15 protein-coding genes are annotated in these 19,061 nt (G+C 66.7%); 6 read left to right on the forward strand and 9 right to left on the reverse strand.

What is annotated here, in order from left to right:
* Positions 1-86 precede the first annotated feature (86 nt).
* The 5 genes from NV382_RS16315 (at position 87) to NV382_RS16335 (ending at position 5,280) form a co-directional block, all read left to right on the forward strand.
* Positions 87-542, forward strand: coding sequence for a DUF4126 domain-containing protein (locus NV382_RS16315; protein WP_260597761.1), 456 nt, complete (start codon positions 87-89; stop codon positions 540-542).
* Positions 539-1,909: an FAD-containing oxidoreductase gene (locus tag NV382_RS16320; RefSeq protein WP_260597762.1), complete on the forward strand. Its 1,371-nt coding sequence runs from the start codon at positions 539-541 to the stop codon at positions 1,907-1,909. Before NV382_RS16315 ends, NV382_RS16320 begins: the two co-directional genes overlap by 4 nt.
* Entirely contained in the window at positions 1,906-3,573 is a 1,668-nt protein-coding gene (locus NV382_RS16325; protein WP_260597763.1) for an FAD-dependent oxidoreductase, read from the forward strand. Before NV382_RS16320 ends, NV382_RS16325 begins: the two co-directional genes overlap by 4 nt.
* Positions 3,574-3,676: 103 nt before the next feature.
* Positions 3,677-3,991, forward strand: coding sequence for a phosphonate transporter (locus tag NV382_RS16330; protein WP_260597764.1), 315 nt, complete (start codon positions 3,677-3,679; stop codon positions 3,989-3,991).
* 5 nt (positions 3,992-3,996) lie between these two features.
* A complete protein-coding gene (locus NV382_RS16335) occupies positions 3,997-5,280 on the forward strand; it encodes a sensor domain-containing diguanylate cyclase (protein WP_260597765.1) in 1,284 nt (427 codons plus the stop codon).
* A 13-nt stretch (positions 5,281-5,293) separates the two neighbouring features.
* On the opposite strand, the gene NV382_RS16340 is transcribed toward NV382_RS16335, so the two are convergent.
* The 3 genes from NV382_RS16340 to NV382_RS16350 form a co-directional block, all read right to left on the reverse strand.
* A complete protein-coding gene (locus NV382_RS16340) occupies positions 5,294-6,136 on the reverse strand; it encodes an NTP transferase domain-containing protein (RefSeq protein WP_260597766.1) in 843 nt (280 codons plus the stop codon).
* A complete protein-coding gene (locus NV382_RS16345; RefSeq protein ID WP_260597767.1) occupies positions 6,136-7,215 on the reverse strand; it encodes a D-alanine--D-alanine ligase family protein in 1,080 nt (359 codons plus the stop codon). Before NV382_RS16345 ends, NV382_RS16340 begins: the two co-directional genes overlap by 1 nt.
* A gap of 69 nt (positions 7,216-7,284) precedes the next feature.
* Positions 7,285-8,433 carry a sugar-transfer associated ATP-grasp domain-containing protein gene (locus NV382_RS16350; RefSeq protein ID WP_260597768.1) on the reverse strand — a complete coding sequence of 383 codons (1,149 nt, stop codon included), beginning with the start codon at positions 8,431-8,433 and terminating at the stop codon, positions 7,285-7,287.
* 55 nt (positions 8,434-8,488) lie between these two features.
* Here NV382_RS16350 and NV382_RS16355 point away from each other — a divergent pair, with 55 nt between their 5' ends.
* Entirely contained in the window at positions 8,489-9,625 is a 1,137-nt protein-coding gene (locus NV382_RS16355; RefSeq protein WP_260597769.1) for a glycosyltransferase, read from the forward strand.
* On the opposite strand, the gene NV382_RS16360 is transcribed toward NV382_RS16355, so the two are convergent.
* The 6 genes from NV382_RS16360 to NV382_RS16385 all read right to left on the reverse strand — a co-directional run bounded on the left by NV382_RS16360 (position 9,555) and on the right by NV382_RS16385 (position 19,060).
* Complete coding sequence (locus NV382_RS16360; RefSeq protein ID WP_260597770.1) at positions 9,555-10,853, reverse strand: lipopolysaccharide biosynthesis protein; 1,299 nt, start codon at positions 10,851-10,853, stop codon at positions 9,555-9,557. The genes NV382_RS16355 and NV382_RS16360 overlap by 71 nt on opposite strands.
* Positions 10,854-11,026: 173 nt before the next feature.
* Positions 11,027-13,006 carry a serine hydrolase domain-containing protein gene (locus NV382_RS16365; protein ID WP_260597771.1) on the reverse strand — a complete coding sequence of 660 codons (1,980 nt, stop codon included), beginning with the start codon at positions 13,004-13,006 and terminating at the stop codon, positions 11,027-11,029.
* A gap of 76 nt (positions 13,007-13,082) precedes the next feature.
* On the reverse strand, positions 13,083-14,654 hold the full coding sequence (locus NV382_RS16370) for a serine hydrolase (protein WP_260597772.1): 1,572 nt from the start codon (positions 14,652-14,654) through the stop codon (positions 13,083-13,085).
* On the reverse strand, positions 14,651-15,751 hold the full coding sequence (locus NV382_RS16375; RefSeq protein WP_260597773.1) for a YkvI family membrane protein: 1,101 nt from the start codon (positions 15,749-15,751) through the stop codon (positions 14,651-14,653). The genes NV382_RS16370 and NV382_RS16375 overlap by 4 nt, the downstream gene beginning before the upstream one ends.
* Positions 15,748-16,797, reverse strand: coding sequence for an N-acetyltransferase DgcN family protein (locus NV382_RS16380; RefSeq protein WP_260597774.1), 1,050 nt, complete (start codon positions 16,795-16,797; stop codon positions 15,748-15,750). The genes NV382_RS16375 and NV382_RS16380 overlap by 4 nt, the downstream gene beginning before the upstream one ends.
* Before the next feature lie 4 nt (positions 16,798-16,801).
* Positions 16,802-19,060, reverse strand: a complete 2,259-nt coding sequence (locus NV382_RS16385) for a TonB-dependent receptor (RefSeq protein ID WP_260597775.1) — start codon at positions 19,058-19,060, stop codon at positions 16,802-16,804.
* Position 19,061: the final 1 nt, after the last annotated feature.

Genomic DNA, 19,061 nt, shown 5'->3' on the forward strand with positions numbered 1-19,061 from the left:
TTTGCCGGCGGCGGGCAAGGCCGCCCGGCCGATTGACCATCGCCCCACGTCATGAGAGATTGCCGGCGTCCGCACAGGAGTTCGCCATGCTTGTCCTAGCGCTTGTCCTTGGCATCGTCGCCGGATTGCGAGCGATGATGGCGCCCGCTGCCGTCGCCTGGGCCGCCGCGAGCGGCCGGCTCGGGCTGGATGGCAGCTGGCTCGCCTTTCTCGGCTATCGCTTTACGCCCTATATCCTGTCGCTGCTGGCGATCGGTGAACTGATCACCGACCAACTGCCCGCGACGCCCAGCCGCAAGGTGCCGGTGCAGTTCGGCGCGCGATTGCTGACCGGCGGGGTGTCGGGGGCGGCAATCGGCATTGGTGCCGGTGCCTTGCTCACCGGATTGCTGCTCGGGCTGGTCGGGGCGGTGATCGGCACGCTGGGTGGTGCCGCCATACGCGCCCGGCTGGCGGCGATGTTCGGCCGGGACCGTCCGGCCGCCTTGATCGAGGATGCCGTCGCGATCCTTGCCGCAATCGCCGTCGTCCTCGCCCTGTGACGCGCACGTTCGATGCGATCATTGTCGGCGCGGGGCAGGCCGGGCCGCCGCTTGCCGCACGGCTGACCGCCGCGGGCATGCATGTCGCGCTGGTCGAGCGCAAGCTGGTCGGCGGCACGTGCGTCAATACCGGCTGCACCCCGACCAAGACGTTGGTGGCGAGCGCCTATGCCGCGCATCTCGCGCGCCGGGCGGGGGACTATGGCATCGCCACCGGCGCCGTCGGCGTCGACATGAAGGCGGTCGTCGCCCGCGTGCAGTCCGTGGTGGCCGCATCCCGCAGCGGTGGCGAACAGGCATTGGAGACGATGGCGCGGCTCACCTTCCTGCGTGGTCATGCGCGCTTCACCGCGCCGCAGACGATTGCGGTCGATGGCGAGGAACTCACCGCGCCGCGGATCTTCCTCAACGTCGGCGGGCGGGCATTGGTGCCGGACATGCCGGGTGTCGGCGACGTCCCGCATCTCGACAATACCGACATGGTCACGCTCGACACCGTGCCCGCGCACCTCGTGGTGGTCGGCGGCAGCTATGTCGGGCTGGAATTCGCGCAGATCTTTCGTCGCTTGGGCGCCGCTGTCACCGTGGTCGAACGCGGCGACCGCCTGATCGCGCATGAGGATGAGGATGTGTCCGCGGCGGTCCGCACGATCCTGGAGGACGAAGGCATCGTCGTGCGCACCGGTGCCGATTGCATCGGCTTTGCGCCGCATGAGCAAGGCGTGTCGGTGTCGGTCCAGTGTAGCTCGGGCGACCCGGTCGTCGTCGGCAGCCACGTACTGCTCGCCGTCGGACGCCACCCCAACACCGACGACCTCGGCCTCGAAATCGCCGGCGTGGAAACCGACGACCGCGGCTACATCATTGTCGACGAGACGCTCGCCACCAACGTCCCCGGCATCTGGGCGCTGGGCGATTGCAACGGGCGCGGCGCTTTCACGCACACCGCTTATAATGATTTCGAGATTGTCGCCGCCAACCTGCTCGACGGCGATCATCGTACGCTCGCGCAGCGCATCCCCGGCTACGCGCTCTACACCGATCCGCCGCTTGGCCGGGTCGGCCTGACGGAGGCGGCGGCGCGCGCCAGCGGACGCGCGGTGCTGGTCACCACCCGGCCGATGACGCGCGTGGGGCGCGCGGTGGAGAAAGGCGAGACCAAGGGCTTCATGAAGATCGTCGCGGATGCCGAAAGTAAACGCATCCTCGGCGCGGCGATTCTCGGCACCGGTGGCGACGAGGCGATCCACGGCATCCTCGACATGATGAACGCCGATCAGCCGATCGACACGTTGCGCTGGGCGGTGCCGATCCACCCCACCGTTTCCGAACTGATCCCGACAATGCTGCAGGACCTCCATCGATGAGCACCATCGCCACCCGCGAGCACCAGATGTTTCCGGTGCTCGATGCGACACAATTGGAAACCGCCAAGCGTTTCGCCAGCGGCCCGGCGCGGCGTTTCGGCCCGGCTGAGATCGTGTACGAGATTGGCGAGCGCGACGCCCCGTCCTGGCTGGTGCTGGAGGGGAGCATCGACGTGGTGCGCCGCGACGGGCTCAGTCAGGAGGCGCCGATCACCTCGCACGGTGCCGGCCAATTCACCGGAGAGGTCAACCAATTGGCCGGCCGCGCCTCCATCGCCGCCGGCCGCGCCGGGCCGGACGGCTGCCTCGCTTTGCCGTTCGATGCCGCGCACCTGCGCGCGCTGATGGTCGGGTCGGCCGATCTCGGCGAAACGGTGATGCGCGCGCTGATCCTGCGCCGCGTCGGGCTGATCGAGGAAGGCGGCGCGGGTACGATCCTCATCGGTACGCCTGGCAGCCCCGATATCGTCCGGCTGCAGGGCTTCCTGACGCGCAGCGGCTATCCCAACATGGTGCTGGATGCTGTGTCCGACGCCGAAGGCCATGCTTTGGTCGAGCGGATCGGTGTGTTGCCGGACGAATTGCCGCTGGTCGTCTGCCCCAACGGCACGTTGCTGAAGAAGCCGAGCGAAGCGGAGCTTGCCGCCTGTCTCGGCATGACGCCCGAGCTTGATCCGAAGATCGTCTACGACGTGGCGATCGTCGGTGCCGGGCCCGCCGGGCTGGCGGCGGCGGTCTATGCCGCGTCGGAGGGGCTGTCGGCGATCGTCCTCGACGAACGCGCGATCGGCGGGCAGGCGGGGGCATCCAGCCGGATCGAGAATTATCTCGGCTTTCCGACCGGCATTTCGGGCCAGGCGCTGGCCGGACGCGCGTTCAATCAGGCGCTGAAGTTCGGCGCGGAGATCGCCGTGCCGCTCAAGGTGCTCGGTCTCGATTGTCCGAACGAACAGGACGCAGACAAACCGCTCGGACTCGATCTGTCGGGCGATCGCCAGATCCGCGCCCGGGCGGTGATCGTCGCCTCGGGCGCACGGTACCGCCGGCCGGCGATCGCCGATCTCGCCACGTTCGAAGGCGCGGGGATTTCCTATTGGGCCTCTCCCATCGAGGCGAAGCTGTGCGCCGGCGAGGATGTCGCCTTGGTCGGTGGCGGCAATTCGGCCGGCCAGGCGGTGGTGTTCCTCGCGCCGCAGGTCCGCCGCCTCCACCTCGTCGTCCGCCGCGATCTGGAACTGACCATGTCGCGGTATCTGATCGATCGGATCGCGGCGCTGCCCAATGTCGAACTGCATGTCGGCACCGAGGTCGTCGGCCTGCAGGGCGATCGGCCCGGCGGGTTGACCGGTGCCACGTTCCGCCAGAGCGACGGTACGACCAGCGATTGTTCGCTCCGGCACCTGTTCCTGTTCATCGGTGCCGATCCCAATGCGGACTGGCTGCAGGGCTGCGCCGACACCGACGACAAGGGCTTTCTGGTCACCGGCGCAGGGGCGCTGCCGCTGGAGACCAGCGTGCCGGGCGTGTTCGCGATCGGCGACGTGCGCGCGGGCTCCACCAAGCGCGTGGCCGCCGCCGTGGGCGAGGGGGCGGCGGTCGTCGCGCAGATTCATCGCGCCATCGCCTTGCGATCCGATGGAGAAAAACGGACGTCGAACAGTTAGTTAATCGTGTCCCTGTATGCCGGGCGCTCAACCCCGGAGACAGTCCTTGTCTACTAACAGTGATTCATCGTTCGATCGCGTTCAAGTAACGCAGCTCCTGGCCATGTCGGACGAGGACCGTGACGCCCTGCCATTTGGCGTGATCGGCATCGACCATGCGACCGTCACGCAGATCTACAATCGCACCGAGTCGCAGATGGCCGGGCTGAGCCCCGACAAGGTGCTCGGCACCGCCTTTTTCGACAATGTCGCGCAATGCATGAACAATTTCATGGTGGCGCAGCGCTTCGAGGATGAGCCCGAACTGGATGCGATCGTACCGTTCGTGCTGACGTTGCGCATGCGCCCGACGCCTGTGCAACTTCGTCTGCTCGCCACTGCCGCTGCGCCGCTGCGCTTCATCCTGATCGAACGCTGAGCATCATGACGCAGGCTGTCAGCGAGGAAGAACGGCTGCTCGAATTCCTCTACGCAGCGCCGGTCGGCCTTGTGGAGTTCGAAATGGCGGGCGAGATCGCGATGATCAATCCGCACGCGATGAAGCATCTGCTGCCGCTCGCCGGCGGCCATGGTGCGAGCAATCTGTTCGCCATGCTCGACAGCTATGCGCCCGAGATGCGCAACATGCTCGAGCGCTTCGATGCCCCGCGCGGCACGGTCTGCGAGGGCCAGCGGATCATCGTCGATCTCGATCGTCAGAACGACCGCGACGATTCGAAAGTGCTGGCCTGCACGATCGTCAAGCTAGATCCGGCCCGTGCCATCGCCTGCATCTCCGACGTCACCACGCAGGTGGCGCAGGAACGGCGGCTGAAGCAGGCCGAGACCTGGTTCGCGTCGCTGCTGAACGACGTGAAGGGCTATGCCGTGTTGTCCGTCACCTCCAGTGGTGCGGTGGATTCGGTGAACGCTTCTTGGGAGCGGCAGACCGGCAGTGTGCCGAGCGCCGTGATCGGCCAGACCCTGGCCGAGATCTTCCCGCCGGTGCCAGCAGAAGGCGGCCTGGCGATGGGCGAGCAATTGCGCATCGCCAAGCGCGACGGCTGGCACCTGGAGGAGGGCTGGCACTATCGCAGCGACGGCTCGCGCTATTGGTCGCAGCGCCTGCTCGCAGCGCGTATGCGCGATGATAGTGAACTTATCGGCTACACCCTCGTCCTGCGCGACGTGCGGCGGCAATCGCGCGACGTGGACGATCTGCGCCGCCTGCTCACCCGCGATCATCTGACCGGCGCCGCCAACCGCGCACGGTTCCAGCAGGTGCTGGAGCGGGAACAGCATGGCTGGCACGAAAACGGCACGCCGCTGTCGCTGATCATGATCGATGTCGACCACTTCAAACGTGTCAACGATGTTTACGGCCACCCCATCGGCGACGTTGTCCTCCGGTGTTTTGCGGAAACGATCGCGGGCGCGCTACGGCCGGCCGATCTTCTTGCGCGTCTGGGGGGCGAGGAGTTCGCGGTGATCCTGCCCGCAACCGATCTGGCGGGCGCCGTGGAAATGGCCGAGACCCTGCGCGGGCTGATCGCGAAGATGCGGGTCGACACGCCCTTCGGCAAGCTCGGCATCACCGCAAGCTTCGGCTGCTCGACGGTCGAGCACACGCACGAACTACTGCCGGCGGCGGACGCTGCTTTGTACATCGCCAAGCGCAAGGGCCGTGATCAGGTGCATGCCGCCGGGCAGACCAACATGGCGGCGTGAGCGGAGGGCGACGTTAATTCGCTACGTCGAGTAGCGAGCGGGTTGCCGCAGGTGCATCGAGTCCGGCACCGCGAGCGGCGAAGATCGTTTCGGCCACAGCGAGCGTGCGGGCGTTGTCGACGTCGATCGCCGCCGCGCCGTCGCCCAGGATGACCGGATGGATGGCGAGCCTGAAGCGGCGCGAGAAGCGGCGGAACGCGCCCTCCAGTGTGCCGATGCCATAGCGAAAGCGGATCAGGTTGAGCAGCCCGAAGGCCTGGACGATGCGCAAGGGATGCTTGGCGAACTGGCCGCCGCTGCGGAACGTCTCCGCTACCCGCAGCGCATCGGCCGTACCCAGCCAATAGCTGTTGCAGTTGGAATAGGCGTCGTCGGCGAAGCGGTAGAAGCGGCGCTGGCCCTCGGGATGGGCATCGAGCACGGCTTGGCGGCGAGCGAAGGCCACCGCCACGTCGGCACCAGCGGTGCTGGCGCCGGTCAGGAACGCGCTCGCCGTCTCGGGCGTGAGCAGCACGTTATCGGCCGTGGTGATCAACACCGGAAACGACGCTTCGCGCACCGCCATGAGCAGGCTGTCGACGAGGTTTGCCTGTGCGGAGGTCACGATCAGCCGCCCCTGCGCGCGCAGGTCTTGCACTTCCGGCACGTCGTCCACCGTCGCGGGATCGTTGAGCGAGACGATGATCTGTCCGATTTCAGGCGTGCGGCCGAGTGCGGCGAGGACATGACCGATCATCGGCCGCCCCGCGACCGGGACGACGCACTTGTCGTCCAGCCCCGCCGCCGCGGCGAGCGGATCGACATGGCCTGCCCGCCGACCCGCCATCACGATGGCGGTCGTCTTGCCCTGGTGCATCAGAGTGCGGCCGCGAGCGGCTCGATCTGTGCTGCCAATACGTGGCCGTGGCGATAGCCGGAGAATTGGTCGATCACGCCGTTGCGGCGCAGGCTTTCGCACAGGATCGTCTCGATCAGCTGTTCGTGCGTCCAGCCGGCGAGCCGTGCTGCCAGGCTGATCGTCTTGCGCGACCAGAGATTGCAGTTGAGATTGACTTCGAGGAACTGGAACTCACCGGTCTCGATATCCAGCCGGCATTCGAACCGGCCGTAATCGAACGGTGCGAACTCCTCCATCAGATTTAGCGCCGCGGCATGGATCGCGCCCAGCCGCTCGGCATCGTGGAACGGCTTGATCGCATAGGTCTTCACCCCACCGTCGAGATCGCGCTTCTCGTCATAGCTGCGCAGGTCGGCAGGGTCGTGCTGCTCGACGATCATCGTCGGCAGGATAACCGGTCGGCCATGCATGGTGATGATCGACACTTCGATATCGTGGCCGGTGATGAACGGCTCGACGATCGCGTCATGCCCCTCTGCGTGGATTGCCGCCACGGCGTTGCGCACGCCGGCCCAATCTTCGGCCGCGCGCACGCCCCAACTGGCGGAGGAGGCGTTGGGCTTGATGACGTAGCGGTCCGCCTTGGGGCAGCGCGCCGCATCGGCGTGGTTGCCGCGCCGGTACACCGCCCAGTCCGCCGTCGCGATGCCGCGCGACCGGGCGATCAGCTTGGTCAGGTGCTTGTCGTCCGATGCGCCGCGGATGATCGGCCCGCTGCCCAAATAGGGCAGGCCGAGCCGGTTACAGAGCAATGGCAACATCATCTCGGAATTGAGGAATCCGCCGCGGTTGAGCAGCGGAAACACGAAATCGACCTCCGGATGTTCGAACAGCACGCGATAGTCGTTCGCGACCGACAGCCGGAAGCCGATCCTCTCCAGCACATCGCGGACCTCGGCGTGGTAGACGGCGTGCGTGCCGTCCTGAACATCGGCGCGGCCGCTGGAACAAGCATGCTTGGCGACATACAGCAGCCGCATCCGATCCTTGACGCTTTCGGGCACGACGAGTGGCGCGCTTGGCGTTGCGTATTTCATGCTGCTTTGGCCTGTTTTCATGGGCCGGACGCTAGCGGGGTTCGGCGACGGAATTATTGCGTAACCGGGTCAGTTTTTTGGCAGGTGCAGGCGGAGCAACGCGCCATAACGCTGGCCGCCCAGACCGCGCCGGCCGGCCCGTTGTGGCATGAGCACGCCGGGCTTGCCGTTTCCCTCGATCAGGATCGGCCCGTCCGGCGCAAAGCCGACATCCCAGCCGATCAAGGTGTAGTCGCCAAACGCGCGGGCATGCGCGTCGATGACGAGCGCCTTGGCCTGCTCCCAATCGGGCAGGATGCGGCCTGCGATGGTGGCACCGGTCACCGGATGCACATGGTGGTCGGTGCCGCCATAACCCTGACACGCCACGCCGAGCACGCCACCTGCAAGATCGATCGGGCACAGCAGCCCGCCAGCCTTCATATTGTCGACCTGCGCCGCGGGATCCGAAGCGACGCGCAGCACGGCGCTGACGACTTCCGGCGCGTTCGTCTCGTTCAGGATCGTGGTGATCCGCGCCGTCGGCAGCGCGTTCAGCGCCAGATCACGCAGCGCGCAGTGCGTTTCGATGCGAGACTGCACCAGCCAGGGACCCTTCAACGCGCTGCACACGCCGCGCACCCATGCCTCGCGATCGGCAGCAGGCGGGGCGAGGAAGCGCACGCCGCGACCGCCCTCGCCGCGCGTGGGCTTCAGCAACAGTGGTTGCTCGGGGATCGCCGCCAGCAGCCGGATCGCACCCTGATCGATGGTCGCAAAGACCTGCGGATGGCGCAGCCCGAACTGCGCACAACGGTCGTAGAAACCGATCTTGTCCGTCAGCACGCAATCGGGCGTCCATCCCTTGGGATTGATATGTTTGTTGAGCCCGGCATCCTCGAACCGGCGGATATAGCCGTCGAGCTCGGCGCCATCCTCGATCCGGAACAAGGCGAGATCGTTGGGGTCGGCGAAGCGCGCGCGGGCGATCCGGATCGCCTTGACGCGCCACGCACGATCCAGCCCGAACCGGCGCTGCACCGCCCGCGCGCGAACCGGTACCCAGAGCAGGAAGGCGATGCCGACGAACGCATCGACCGCCGCCCGCAAGGGGCCGCGCGTGCGTTTGCGCCAGGCATAGTGATCGGCCAGGAAGCGCCCCGAAACCGGCGTGACTATCCCCGGGTAGATCGCGTAGAGCTTCTTCGCGCGGTACCAGAGCTCAGTGGCTGACGACATTGCATCCCATTTCGAACGACCCTGCGGCATGCGGCGCCGCGCCCGGCAGGCGAGCATGAAGACAGTTATTTACGTTCAAGACATGCGCGCGAGCGGCGTGGTGCGCACGATGATCGCCATGGCGCGGTCCTTCGCGGCGAGCGACGAGGTCGTGCTGCTGGCGGGCTATGCCGCCGGCATCCTGGGGGCCGACGACGTTGCGCCCGCGCGCTTCGCCGCCGCCCGGACGCAGGCAAGCGGCCCCCTCCCACGATTGACGGTTGTCCGCGACTTGCGCCGGACACTGCGCGAGCTGCGCCCGGACGTCATCCTCTCGGGCGGCAATTTCGGCCATTTCAGCCTGTGGGCGGCGACCCGCGGCCTTGCGCTGCCGGTCGTCTACGTCTTCAGCAACGCCATGGAGCGCGCAGGGCAGCCGCTGCGCAATCGCTGGCGCCGCTTCTGGAGCGGGCTGCTGGTTGGCGGATCGGGCGGCGCGATCCTGGTCGGTGCCAATCTGGCGCGCAGTGCCGTGTTCAGCCGCCACGTCGCCAGCGGCAAGGCCGTGCTGATCTCCAATGGCATAGATCTGGGCAGCATACCCGTCGCCGAGGCGACGGTGCCGGGCGCCATGGCCGGGCCCGATCCCGTCATCCTGTCGATCGGCCGGCTTCAACCGCAAAAGAATTTCGAAGGGCTGATCGACGCCGTGGCGATCGCGCGACTGCAGCGGCCGGTGCACCTGGTGGTGCTCGGCACCGGCAGCGACGAGTATCGCACCGCGCTGATCGCCCATGCGGCGACGCGGGGTATCGCCGATCATGTCTTGTTCGCCGGCGTCACCGACAACGTCTATCCCTGGTTGCGCGCCGCCGCCGTCTTCGCACTGGCATCGCATTGGGAGGGATCGTCGATCGCCTTGCTCGAGGCGCTGGCGGCCGGAACGCCGATCGTGGCGAGCCGGACGGCCGGCGACGCGCCCGAAGTCTTGGACGAAGGGCGCTACGGGCTGCTTGCCGATGCCGGCAACGCAGCGGCATTCGCGGCCGCGCTGCTGCGCCAGATCGACGATCCGGTCCGCCCCGGTGACCGCGTGCGGGATTATGACGCCGCAGCGATGATGCGCGCCTATCATGCAGCGCTCATAGCGGCGATGGCTCGGGCCGGCGCTGGGGGTCGTCCGGCGAGGGCCGGAACACCCCCCAGCCGGTAAGCAATATCGCCGCCAGACTGCCGCCGAATGTCGCCCAGGCTCCGCCGACGATGCCGAAGGCGGGCAGCAGCAGGAGCAGCAACGCCCCCTGCACCAGTGTGGCGACCAACCGCAGGCGGAATGCCGACCCGGTATGGCCGCGTGCCGTCATCGCCGGCTCGAACGCGAAGCCGAACAGATCCAGCCCCGCCGCCGCGACCAGGATCACGATCGGCAGATAGGCGCCGGAGAATTGCTCGGTCGCGATCAGGTTCAGCAGCGGCTCTCCGAAGATTGCCGCCACACCGACCATGGCGATCGCCGCCAGCCCGGCGACCGCGGTCAGCTGGATCAGCAATGCACGGTCCGATCCCTTGGTGATGGCCAGCACCAATTCGGCATAAGCTGCCCGCGAGAAGGTTTGCGTCGCCTTGACCAACGCCTGGGCGAGTTGCGACGCGACCCGGAACATGCCGGCCGCCGCCGGGCCGGCAAAGGCACCGATGACGATCAACGTGACCTGCTTGGTGGTCATCGTCAGTGTCGAGGACAGGTTGGTGAGCAAGAGAAAGCGCCAGAGCGACGGCTCCTCGCGCGCGACCTGTCGCAGGTCTGCGGGGGACAGCGCCGGCCGCCGTTCGCGCAGCGCCGCCCGCCAGTAGAATACGGCCGCCGCCAACTCGGCCAATGCCCAGGCGTAGAGGAAGCCGCCGACCGTCGGCAGCAACAATGCCGCCAGCACCGCACCCGCCGCGCGCACGCTCGGCAGCACCGAGTCCACAACCGCCGCCTCGCGAAAGCGTTGTTCCAGTCGCAGGACCCCGGTGGGGGTGGAGCGCACCGCGATCAGCATCGCAAAACAGAAGCCGAAGGAAGCGCCGTACAGTTCGCGCGGTATGCTCAGCAGCGGCCCGAGCAATACGATCGTGCCGAGCGCGACGAGACTGCCGATCGCCGCCGCGGCGAAGTCCAAAACCGCCGACAGGCCGATGATCCGGCCCAGGGCGGCGTCATCGCCGGCGATCAGCGCCGGGGTGCCGAAACGCACGACGAACTGCCAGGTCTGGAATCCTACGATTGCCGAGATACCCTGGCCGATCGCGACGACGAGCGCGAAGCGACCGAAATCGGCCAGCCCCAGCGTGCGCGTGGCGATGGCGAGATAGGCGACGCTGAGGGCCGCCTGGAAGCCGCGCGCCGCTAGCAACCAGCCGGCATTGATCCCGATCCGGCGCAGCCCGGCGTTCAAGCGGCATCACTCTTTATCTTGGGGCCCGCAGCCGTATCGCAACTCGGTGTCACCAGCGTCTTTCCAGAGTCACGCGCCGCGACCACGATCTCCTTTGACGTGCAATTGTTACGGCGATGTGGCGCGGGCGGGGGGGGCGCCGGCCCGAGCGTTCCCCCGCGCGCCGCGCCTCCTCAATAGTTCAGGTTAAAGCTCATCAGCCCACCCATCCACGCGATCCAGGCGATGCCGAGCAGCGCCAGCGCGACGCCGATGCTGCGTACCTTGCTGGCCCAGCCGCGACCGGGCTGGAAGTGGAGATAGGCATTCCACAGGCCGATGGCGGCGCCGACGATCGGGATGATCGCGGCAACCTGCATCGTCCGGACCCAGCCATCCAGGCCCGAATTGTAGACGTCGACCTTGCTCTCCAAAATCGGCGACAAGATGGTGTACCATCCGGCAAGATACAGCAGGTCGCCGATCGCGGCGATGCGCGTCAGCCGTCGTGCCAGCGCCGCGCGCCCCGTGACGGTGATGGGCAGGGCGTAGATCCGGCGGAAGCTCGCCGCGATCGGCCATAGCAAGGTGGTGGCCAGCAGGACGAGTACCGACAGACCGGCGATCCAGAGGTTGAGGCCGGCATTCCGCGCCGCGGGCACCGCCTGCAGGAAGGATACCGGGTTGGCGCTGTCGATGATCGTCCGGCGGCCGGCGACATCGGCGACCTGCAATTGCTGCGTGCCGCCGACCTCGTGCCACAGATTGGGCGCGGTCTCGCGGAAGCGCTTGTCCTCGATCGAGCTGACGCTGATCGTGCCATCGTCATCGGCGACGACCTTGTCCTGCTGCAGCAGGTAGAACAGGCTGATGAAGCCGGATTCGACGCGCCGTGAGCTTTCGTAATTGCCCGCAAGCGCCGCGGCATGCTGTGCCGCGCCGGCGATCGCCGGTTGGTCGGCACGCGGCGTGGCCGGGAAATAGCGGTCCATGAACAGGTCGAACAGGCGCGAGCGCACGCCGTAGACCGCGTCGTTGGTCCCTCGGCTGTTGAAGCTGACGTAGATCCCGACCTTCTCGGCCGGCAGGATGTTGAGATCGGTGTGGAACACGATGGTGTCGCCACCATGGCCGAGCACCAGCCGTCCGTTGCGATCGCCGTAGAAGAAACCGTGCGCCAGCGTGTCGAAGCCTGCGCGGGGCTGCGTTTCGGGACGGTGCATCAACTGCACTGTCTGGGGTTGCAGGATCTGAGCGTCGCCAAGGCGGCCGTCCTGCAGCTGGGCGATCATGAAGTTCGCCATGTCGGCGGCGGTCGTGCTGACGCTGCCGGCTGGTGCCGTCGTGACCAGTTCGAACTTGGCGGGCGGTTCGTCGCTCTGGCGGTATCCTTGCGACTGGGATCCGGCGAGCGCCGGCGGCAGCGGCTGCACGAACGTCGTGCGGTTCATCTTGAGCGGGGCAAGGATATGGCGCGCGACATAGTCGGCGAACGGTTCACCCGACACGCGCTGGACGATATAACCGGCCACCGAGACGCCGTAATTGGAATAGGCCGGCACGGTGCCTGCCGGGAACAGCATCGGGCGGGGATTTTCCTTCAGATACCGCTCGGTCGTCTTGAAGCGCTTGGGATCGGTATCGAGCAGATCCTTGATGCCCTCCTCGAAGCCGCCGCGGTGCATCATCAGGTCGTTCATGGTGATCGCGCGGCCGGATTTGGGCGTGATCTTGAAATCGAGATAGCGGTTGATGTCGGCATTGAGATCGATCTTGCCCGCCTCGACCTGCTGCATCACCGCGGTCCAGGTGAGGAGTTTGGAGGTAGAGCCGATCCGCATCAGGTTGCGGTCCGGGTCCATTGCCGCCTTCTTGGCGACATCGGCATAGCCATAGCCCTTCTTGACCAGGATCTGCCCGTCCTTGACCACCACGATCTGCGCGCCGGCGATCTTGCCTGCCTTCAGCGCACCAGGGAAATAGCCGTCGAGCCAGGCACCGAGATCGGCCGCGGTCAGTGCCGGCGTGGTCGATCCGGAGACCGGTGCTTCCGTCCCCGGCGCGGGGGTGGCGGGCGTGGCGGCGGCAGGCGCGGCCGGCGGCTGCACCTGCGAGGCGGCGGGGATCGCCAACAGCGCGCAGGCGAGCGCCGCCAGACCGAACTTCCTGATCATGAACCCGGCTCCTGTGTACGAATTTGGTCCGCCGCCTTGTGCGGTGCGTGCGTGAAGGTGTGTGGGCAATGCATCGTCATGGCCGTTCCGGTTCGAACGCGAGATCGCCATAGTCGAAGCTGAAGTCGGCGAGCGGCGACACGGCCTGGGCGGTAATCCGCGAGACCTTGCCGTCCGCATCCAGCGCGAACGTCATATAGGCGGGCTCGATCGCCGGATCGTCGAACCGCGCGATGAACGTGTCATATTGATAATGCTCGAGGCGCCCGCCCATGTTGGGCGTCGGCTGGAAGTTCACCCGCAATCCGTCCGCGCCCGCCGCGACCGTGATCGGCCCGTACCAGCGATCGACATAGCGGCCGGCATAGCGGGCGAGGGGGAGGGAGGGACCGATCTTGGCCGGTGTGCTCACTTTCTGCGAAACGGCCGCCTCTGCCGCGGCGATGCGCTGCGTGCGATATGCCTTGAACCGTGCCGGCCAATCCTGGTTCGGTAGCCCCAGATAATGATCGAGCAGTTCGTACATGAGGCCATGGCGCGGCTCGGTCTCCTCGCTGGCGATCGTGATCGAGAAACCGACCTTCTTCTCGGGGATCAGCACCACGACCGTGGTCGCGCCGTATAGGCCGCCGGCATGCCACACGATCTTGGCGCCGTGATAGTCGCGGACTTCCCAGCCCAAGGCATAGGATTGGAACGTCGGCTGCGTGCCCGCGATCGGGCCGGGCAGGTCGGTGATCGGGATCGGCGTGACCGGCGTATGCATCTCGCGCGCCTGCGCCGCGCTGTAGACGCGCCCGCCGCCTGGCACGGCGCCGTCGGCGAGCTGTACCTGCAGCCAACGGGCCATGTCGTTGGCGCTGGCCGCGATCAGCCCGGCCGGGGCCGATGCCTGCGGCAGGTGATCGCGCTCGTCGATCAGCCGCATCTCGTTCGTCCCGCGCACCGAACCACCGAAGCGGGCATGCGGATGCGCGCGATTGGGATTGGCGAAGATCGCGGTGAAATCGTCCGCCGCATGAGTCATGCCGGCCGGCTTGAACACATGGTCGCGGACATAGCTTTCCCAGCTCTGCCCGCTCACCGCCTCGATCAACTGGCCGGCGACGATGTACAGCACATTGTCATAGGCATAGCCGCTGCGGAAACTGGTCGCCGGCTTGATGTAGCGCAGCCGGCGGACGATCTCCGCGCGCGAATAGCTGCCACGCGGAATGTACAGCAGGTCGCCCGCACCGAGCCCCAACCCGCTGCGATGTACCAGCAGGTCGCGCACCGTCATCTCGCGCGTCACCCAGGCATCGTTCATCTGGAAACCGGGCAGGCGATCGATCACCTTGTCGTCCCAACCGAGCTTGCCGGCATCGACCAACGTCGCCAGCGCCGCGGTGGTCATCGCCTTGGCGGTCGATCCGATCATGAAGATCGTGTCGGCATCCACCTTCTCCGGTGCGCCGAGCTTGCGCACGCCATACCCCTTGGCGAGCACGACCTTGCCGTTCTCGACGATCGCCACCGCCATGCCGGGGGTGCCCGATGCGGTCCGCAGCGCCTCGATCCGGGCGTCGATCCCGACCGGCGGATCGGCGCGCGCGGGAAGGGCAATGGCGAGCAGCGGCAAAGCGGCAAGAACTGCCAGATTTTTCATAAGCTCTCCGGCTGAAGCCGCGCCGGGCGCAGGCGGCGGAACGCCACGATGGCCAGGAGCGGGAGGACGTAGATGAGGATCAGCGCCCAGGCGAGCGCGCGGTAGCCCGAGGCGATCAGCGTCACCAGCCCGACGCGTTCCGCAATCAACATGCACGGCACGAGCAGCGCAAGCGCCGCGCCGGCGCGCATGACGGGGGTCAGCGTCATGCCGCGGGTCCGCGCGACGCGCTCGTTGATCGCGTGCACCGCGCCGGTGCCGCTTTCCAGCAAGGCGGCGAAGATCATCACCTGGAACAGCACGTGGAAGGCGGGATGGCCGAGCCGTACCAGGATATAGTCGGACGGCAGCACCGCGCCCGCGATCTCCGGCAGGAAGGCGGTCATGCTGACGAAGAACAGCAGCGCCGGGAGCATCGCCAGCGGCCCGGCGATCAGACCGGCGATCACGGCGTCGCTCCCTTTGCGGAAGTGTCGCGTCACCGGCAGCACGATCACCGCACCGATCACATTGTACCCGGCATAGGTGATGCCACCCATCGCCCAATCGGCCGAGGGCAGGGTGGCGAATGCCGTGGCAATCCGGTCGCCGACCCCGGCGAGCGCGAGCACGAAGAACAAGGCATAGGTCGCGTAGAGCAAGGCCGAGACCCACACGAAGACGCGCTCGACGCTGGCATTGCCGAACGCGACGCACGCGATGATGCCGACCATCAACGCGAGCGTACCGACGATCGGCGGCAGCCCGAAGGTAGCGGCGGCGATCGCGCCCGCCGCGGCGCCGAACACGGCCAGGATCAACACGATGAACACGGCATAAGCCAGCTCGAACGCGACCCAGAAGCGGCCGAGCAGTGCCTGGAAGAAGTGGCGATAATCGCGCGCGCCGATCTTGTACGCGAAATGGAAGGTCACGGCCGCGACAACCGCCCAGATCAGGGTCGCGAGCAGCATGGCGGCCAGCCCGCCCCACGGGCCCGCCGGCAGGAAGAATTCCGCGATCTCGCGTCCGGTAGCATAACCACCGCCGATGATGACGGCCTTGAACGCAAGGCCGGGGAGCAGGAAGCGCCTGAAGCGGTCGCGCGCGCTGCTCATGCCTGGCACGCGTCGAGCAGGCGTTCGAACGCATCGCCGCCGCGGATCGGGTCGGCGGCGGGCAGGCCGAGCTGCGCGGCCGTCTCCTCGATCACCCGCCCGGCTGCTTCGGCTGTCATGTCGCCGGTGTTGAGACTGATGCCGGCACAGCGGATGGCGGGGTTGGTCAGGCGGCCGAGCATCACGGTCTGCTCGATCACCGCCTCGATCGTCGGCAGGCGAAAGCCGGGATGGCCTAGGATCGTCTCGCGCCCGGGCTGGTGGCACACGACGAACAGATCGGGTTGGCTGCCGTGCAGCAGCGCCAGGGAAACCGGTGCATAGGAGGGATGGAACAAAGATCCCTGGCCCTCGACCACGTCGAGATGATCCGGCGCAGCAGCAGGGCTGAGCAATTCAACCGCCCCGGCGGCGAAATCGGCGATCACCGCATCGATGGCAATGCCTTGTCCGGCAAGCATGATCCCGGTCTGCCCGCTTGCGCGGAAGGTGGCGTCGACACCCCGCGCGGCCAGGCCGCGGGCGATGGCGAGCGCGGTATATTTCTTGCCGAGCGCGCAATCGGTGCCTACCGTCAGCAGGCGACGGCCGGAGCGTTTGAGCCCGCTTGCGACTGCCAGATCGGCCGGTGGCACGCGCAGATCGATCAGCTGCCGCCCCTGGCTGGCCGCAGCCTCGGCGAGTGGCGTGATGCTCGACAGCCGCGCATGCATGCCCGCGACGATATCCAGCCCGGCATCGATCGCGGCGAGCAGTTCGGGCATCCAGCTATCCGGGATGATCCCACCCGGATTGGCCACCCCGATGACCATGGCGCGCGCGCCCTTTGCCGCCGCTTCCGCGGGGCTGAGGCGAGGTAATCCGGTCGTGACCCTGGCGCTGGGCAAACTCCATTCGCCGAGGCAACGATCCGGCGCCCAATCGCGCAAGCCCAATGCCGTCTTGGCGAATCCCATCTCCACCGTGTCGCCGAGAAACAGCAGATAAGGTGACGGCAATGCGTGGATCGCGCCCGTCGGTCGGTCGAGGGCAGTTACAACTGACATCCGATTAGAAGCCAGCACCAAGCGTCAGGCCGATCGTGCGTGGCCGGATGATGCCGGCCGCCGAGGCGCCGAACGGGATCGTGGGCACCGCAGGCAAGTCGAGCGAGGTCTTCCCCTCGCTATTGCCAAGGTTCCTGGCATAGACTTCGATCGAGAACTTGCCGAACAGCAGGCCGGCCCGCGCATCGGCCACCTGATAGCCGGCGATCGCCGGCTGCCGGCCGGTTGCCGCCACCAGCCCGGCGTCGAATGCTGCCGCCTGACGCGAGAGGAGCCGCAAGGAGGCGCCGACGTACGCCCTCGTCTCGCCTGCCAGCGCCCATTCGTACTGCGTATCGGCGCTGATGCTGTATTTTGGAACATAGGGTAGCCGGTCGCCATCGAAGCCGCCTGAGTTCGCCGGGGTGTCGTCCTTCAGGCGCGCGATGGTGTAGGCACCGTTGATCGATGTCGTGAACCCTGGGGTCGGCCGCAGCGTAGTGGTGAACTCGAAGCCTTCGCTCTTCGCCTTGCCGCCGTTGAAATTGCCACCATAGGGAATGTCGTTCGCCAGCGTCTGGCCGAACACCTGGATGTCCTTCCAGTCGACATGGAAGGCGGCGACATCGATCGAGAAGCTGCGGTCGCTGGTCTGCGCCTTCACCCCGATTTCGTAGCTGAGCACGGTATCCGAATCGAACGACCGAAACTCAACCGGCGCGCCGGGGGCGAGGACGTTCGGGCCGCCCGGACGGAAGCCCTTGGCGACACGCGCGTAGAGCGAGGCATTGTCACCGAACTTGACCTTGGGCGCCACCGAATAGGTGAACACGCCCTCGCTCGACCGCGCGGTCGGGAGCGCGAGCGGGCCACCCGCAAGCAGGCCGTCACCGGACTGGCTCGCGCGCTGCTTGTTGTGGCTGTAGCGGCCGCCGAAATCCACGTCGAAGCGTGGGCCGAGATGGACCGTGGCGTTGGCGAAGCCGGCGATCTCGCGGTAGCGCGAGGGCACCTGGGCGATGCCGAGCACCGGCAGCCCGGCGATCGGTGTCGTCGTGCCCGGCGTGACGGCGGTAAAGACCTGATCGATCAGGCCTCTCTCTCGCGTGTAGAAGCCACCGACCACCCACTCGAAGCGGTCGTTCGACGGGGATTGCAGCCGTACCTCCTGCGTGAACCGCTTCACCTGCGTCGTTTGCCCCTGGAAGAACTCGTTGGGGCCGATCACGTCGACCAGTTGCGGGCTGAAGAAATAGGTCAGATCGGAGCGGAAATCCTGCTTGAGCGTGCTGTAGCTGCTCGCCGAGACAAGGCTGGCAAATCCGAAATCGTAATTGATGACGCCGCTATACACGCGGTAGCGCACCTTGCTCGCGTTGGGCACGAACTGCGATTGGGTTGGGCGCCCATACAGCGTGCGTCCGGTCAACGGCTCCGCATCCACGGTATCCGGGGCGTCTACATCCAGGTTCTGGACATAGGCGGAAAGCTGGACCGAAAAGTCGGTCGTCGGCTGAAACAGCAGTGACCCGCGCCCGCCATAGCTTTTCGAGCTGTTGATGTTCCGCTCGACGTCCGCGCCGTCGGTGCCGATGGAATCGATGAAGCCGCCGATGTCGCGGTAGAAACCAGATGCGCGCACAGCGAGCGTGTCGCCCAGCGGCAGATTGACCACCGCGCTGCCCAAGTAGGATTCATTGCCACCCTTTGTCGTCTCGACGCTGGCCCGGCCGCGTACCTCGATCTTGCTGGTGTCGGGCTTGTTGGTGACGAATTTCAGGATGCCGCCCAGTGCATTGGCGCCGTAGAAAGTGCCCTGCGGCCCGCGCAGGACTTCGATCCGTGCCACATCGAACGTGTCGAAATCACCGGCCAGGATGCCGCCATTGACGAGGCCGGTCGAGGATCCGAAGATCGTCTCGTCCTGATAGACCGCGACGGTTGAGGCGACGCCGCCGGTGTTGACACCGCGCAGCACCAGTCTCCCGAACCCCGGAGATGTCTGGTTGAGCTGCAGGCCGGGAACTAGCTTCAGGTAATCCTTGAAGTTGGTCGCCTGCTGGCGCTCCAGCGACTCGCCGCTGATGACAGAGACGGACTGCGGTACGTCGATCAGCAATTGTTCGCGCTTTTGCGCGGTGACGATGATGTCGCTCTGATGGTTCGGTTCGGTGGTAGCTTGCTCCACCTCGTCTTGCGATACGGTCTGGGCGGTTGCCGCATTGGCCATCATCACCGCTACGATCGCGCTGGATATTGCTAGCGCCTGCCGAATTGCCGTCATC

Origin of the sequence: Sphingomonas endolithica (assembly GCF_025231525.1) — a bacterium.
Lineage (GTDB): Bacteria > Pseudomonadota > Alphaproteobacteria > Sphingomonadales > Sphingomonadaceae > Sphingomonas > Sphingomonas endolithica.

Excerpts from the sequence above, each read along its gene's own strand:
- NV382_RS16335 (WP_260597765.1), top strand. The coding sequence starts at position 3,997 with ATGACGCAGGCTGTCAGCGAGGAAGAACGGCTGCTCGAATTCCTCTAC.
- NV382_RS16330 (WP_260597764.1), top strand. The coding sequence starts at position 3,677 with ATGTCGGACGAGGACCGTGACGCCCTGCCATTTGGCGTGATCGGCATC.
- NV382_RS16385 (WP_260597775.1), bottom strand. The coding sequence starts at position 19,060 with ATGACGGCAATTCGGCAGGCGCTAGCAATATCCAGCGCGATCGTAGCG.
- NV382_RS16345 (WP_260597767.1), bottom strand. The coding sequence starts at position 7,215 with ATGAAATACGCAACGCCAAGCGCGCCACTCGTCGTGCCCGAAAGCGTC.
- NV382_RS16380 (WP_260597774.1), bottom strand. The coding sequence starts at position 16,797 with ATGTCAGTTGTAACTGCCCTCGACCGACCGACGGGCGCGATCCACGCA.
- NV382_RS16325 (WP_260597763.1), top strand. The coding sequence starts at position 1,906 with ATGAGCACCATCGCCACCCGCGAGCACCAGATGTTTCCGGTGCTCGAT.
- NV382_RS16315 (WP_260597761.1), top strand. The coding sequence starts at position 87 with ATGCTTGTCCTAGCGCTTGTCCTTGGCATCGTCGCCGGATTGCGAGCG.
- NV382_RS16370 (WP_260597772.1), bottom strand. The coding sequence starts at position 14,654 with ATGAAAAATCTGGCAGTTCTTGCCGCTTTGCCGCTGCTCGCCATTGCC.
- NV382_RS16340 (WP_260597766.1), bottom strand. The coding sequence starts at position 6,136 with ATGCACCAGGGCAAGACGACCGCCATCGTGATGGCGGGTCGGCGGGCA.
- NV382_RS16365 (WP_260597771.1), bottom strand. The coding sequence starts at position 13,006 with ATGATCAGGAAGTTCGGTCTGGCGGCGCTCGCCTGCGCGCTGTTGGCG.
- NV382_RS16350 (WP_260597768.1), bottom strand. The coding sequence starts at position 8,433 with ATGTCGTCAGCCACTGAGCTCTGGTACCGCGCGAAGAAGCTCTACGCG.
- NV382_RS16355 (WP_260597769.1), top strand. The coding sequence starts at position 8,489 with ATGAAGACAGTTATTTACGTTCAAGACATGCGCGCGAGCGGCGTGGTG.
- NV382_RS16375 (WP_260597773.1), bottom strand. The coding sequence starts at position 15,751 with ATGAGCAGCGCGCGCGACCGCTTCAGGCGCTTCCTGCTCCCCGGCCTT.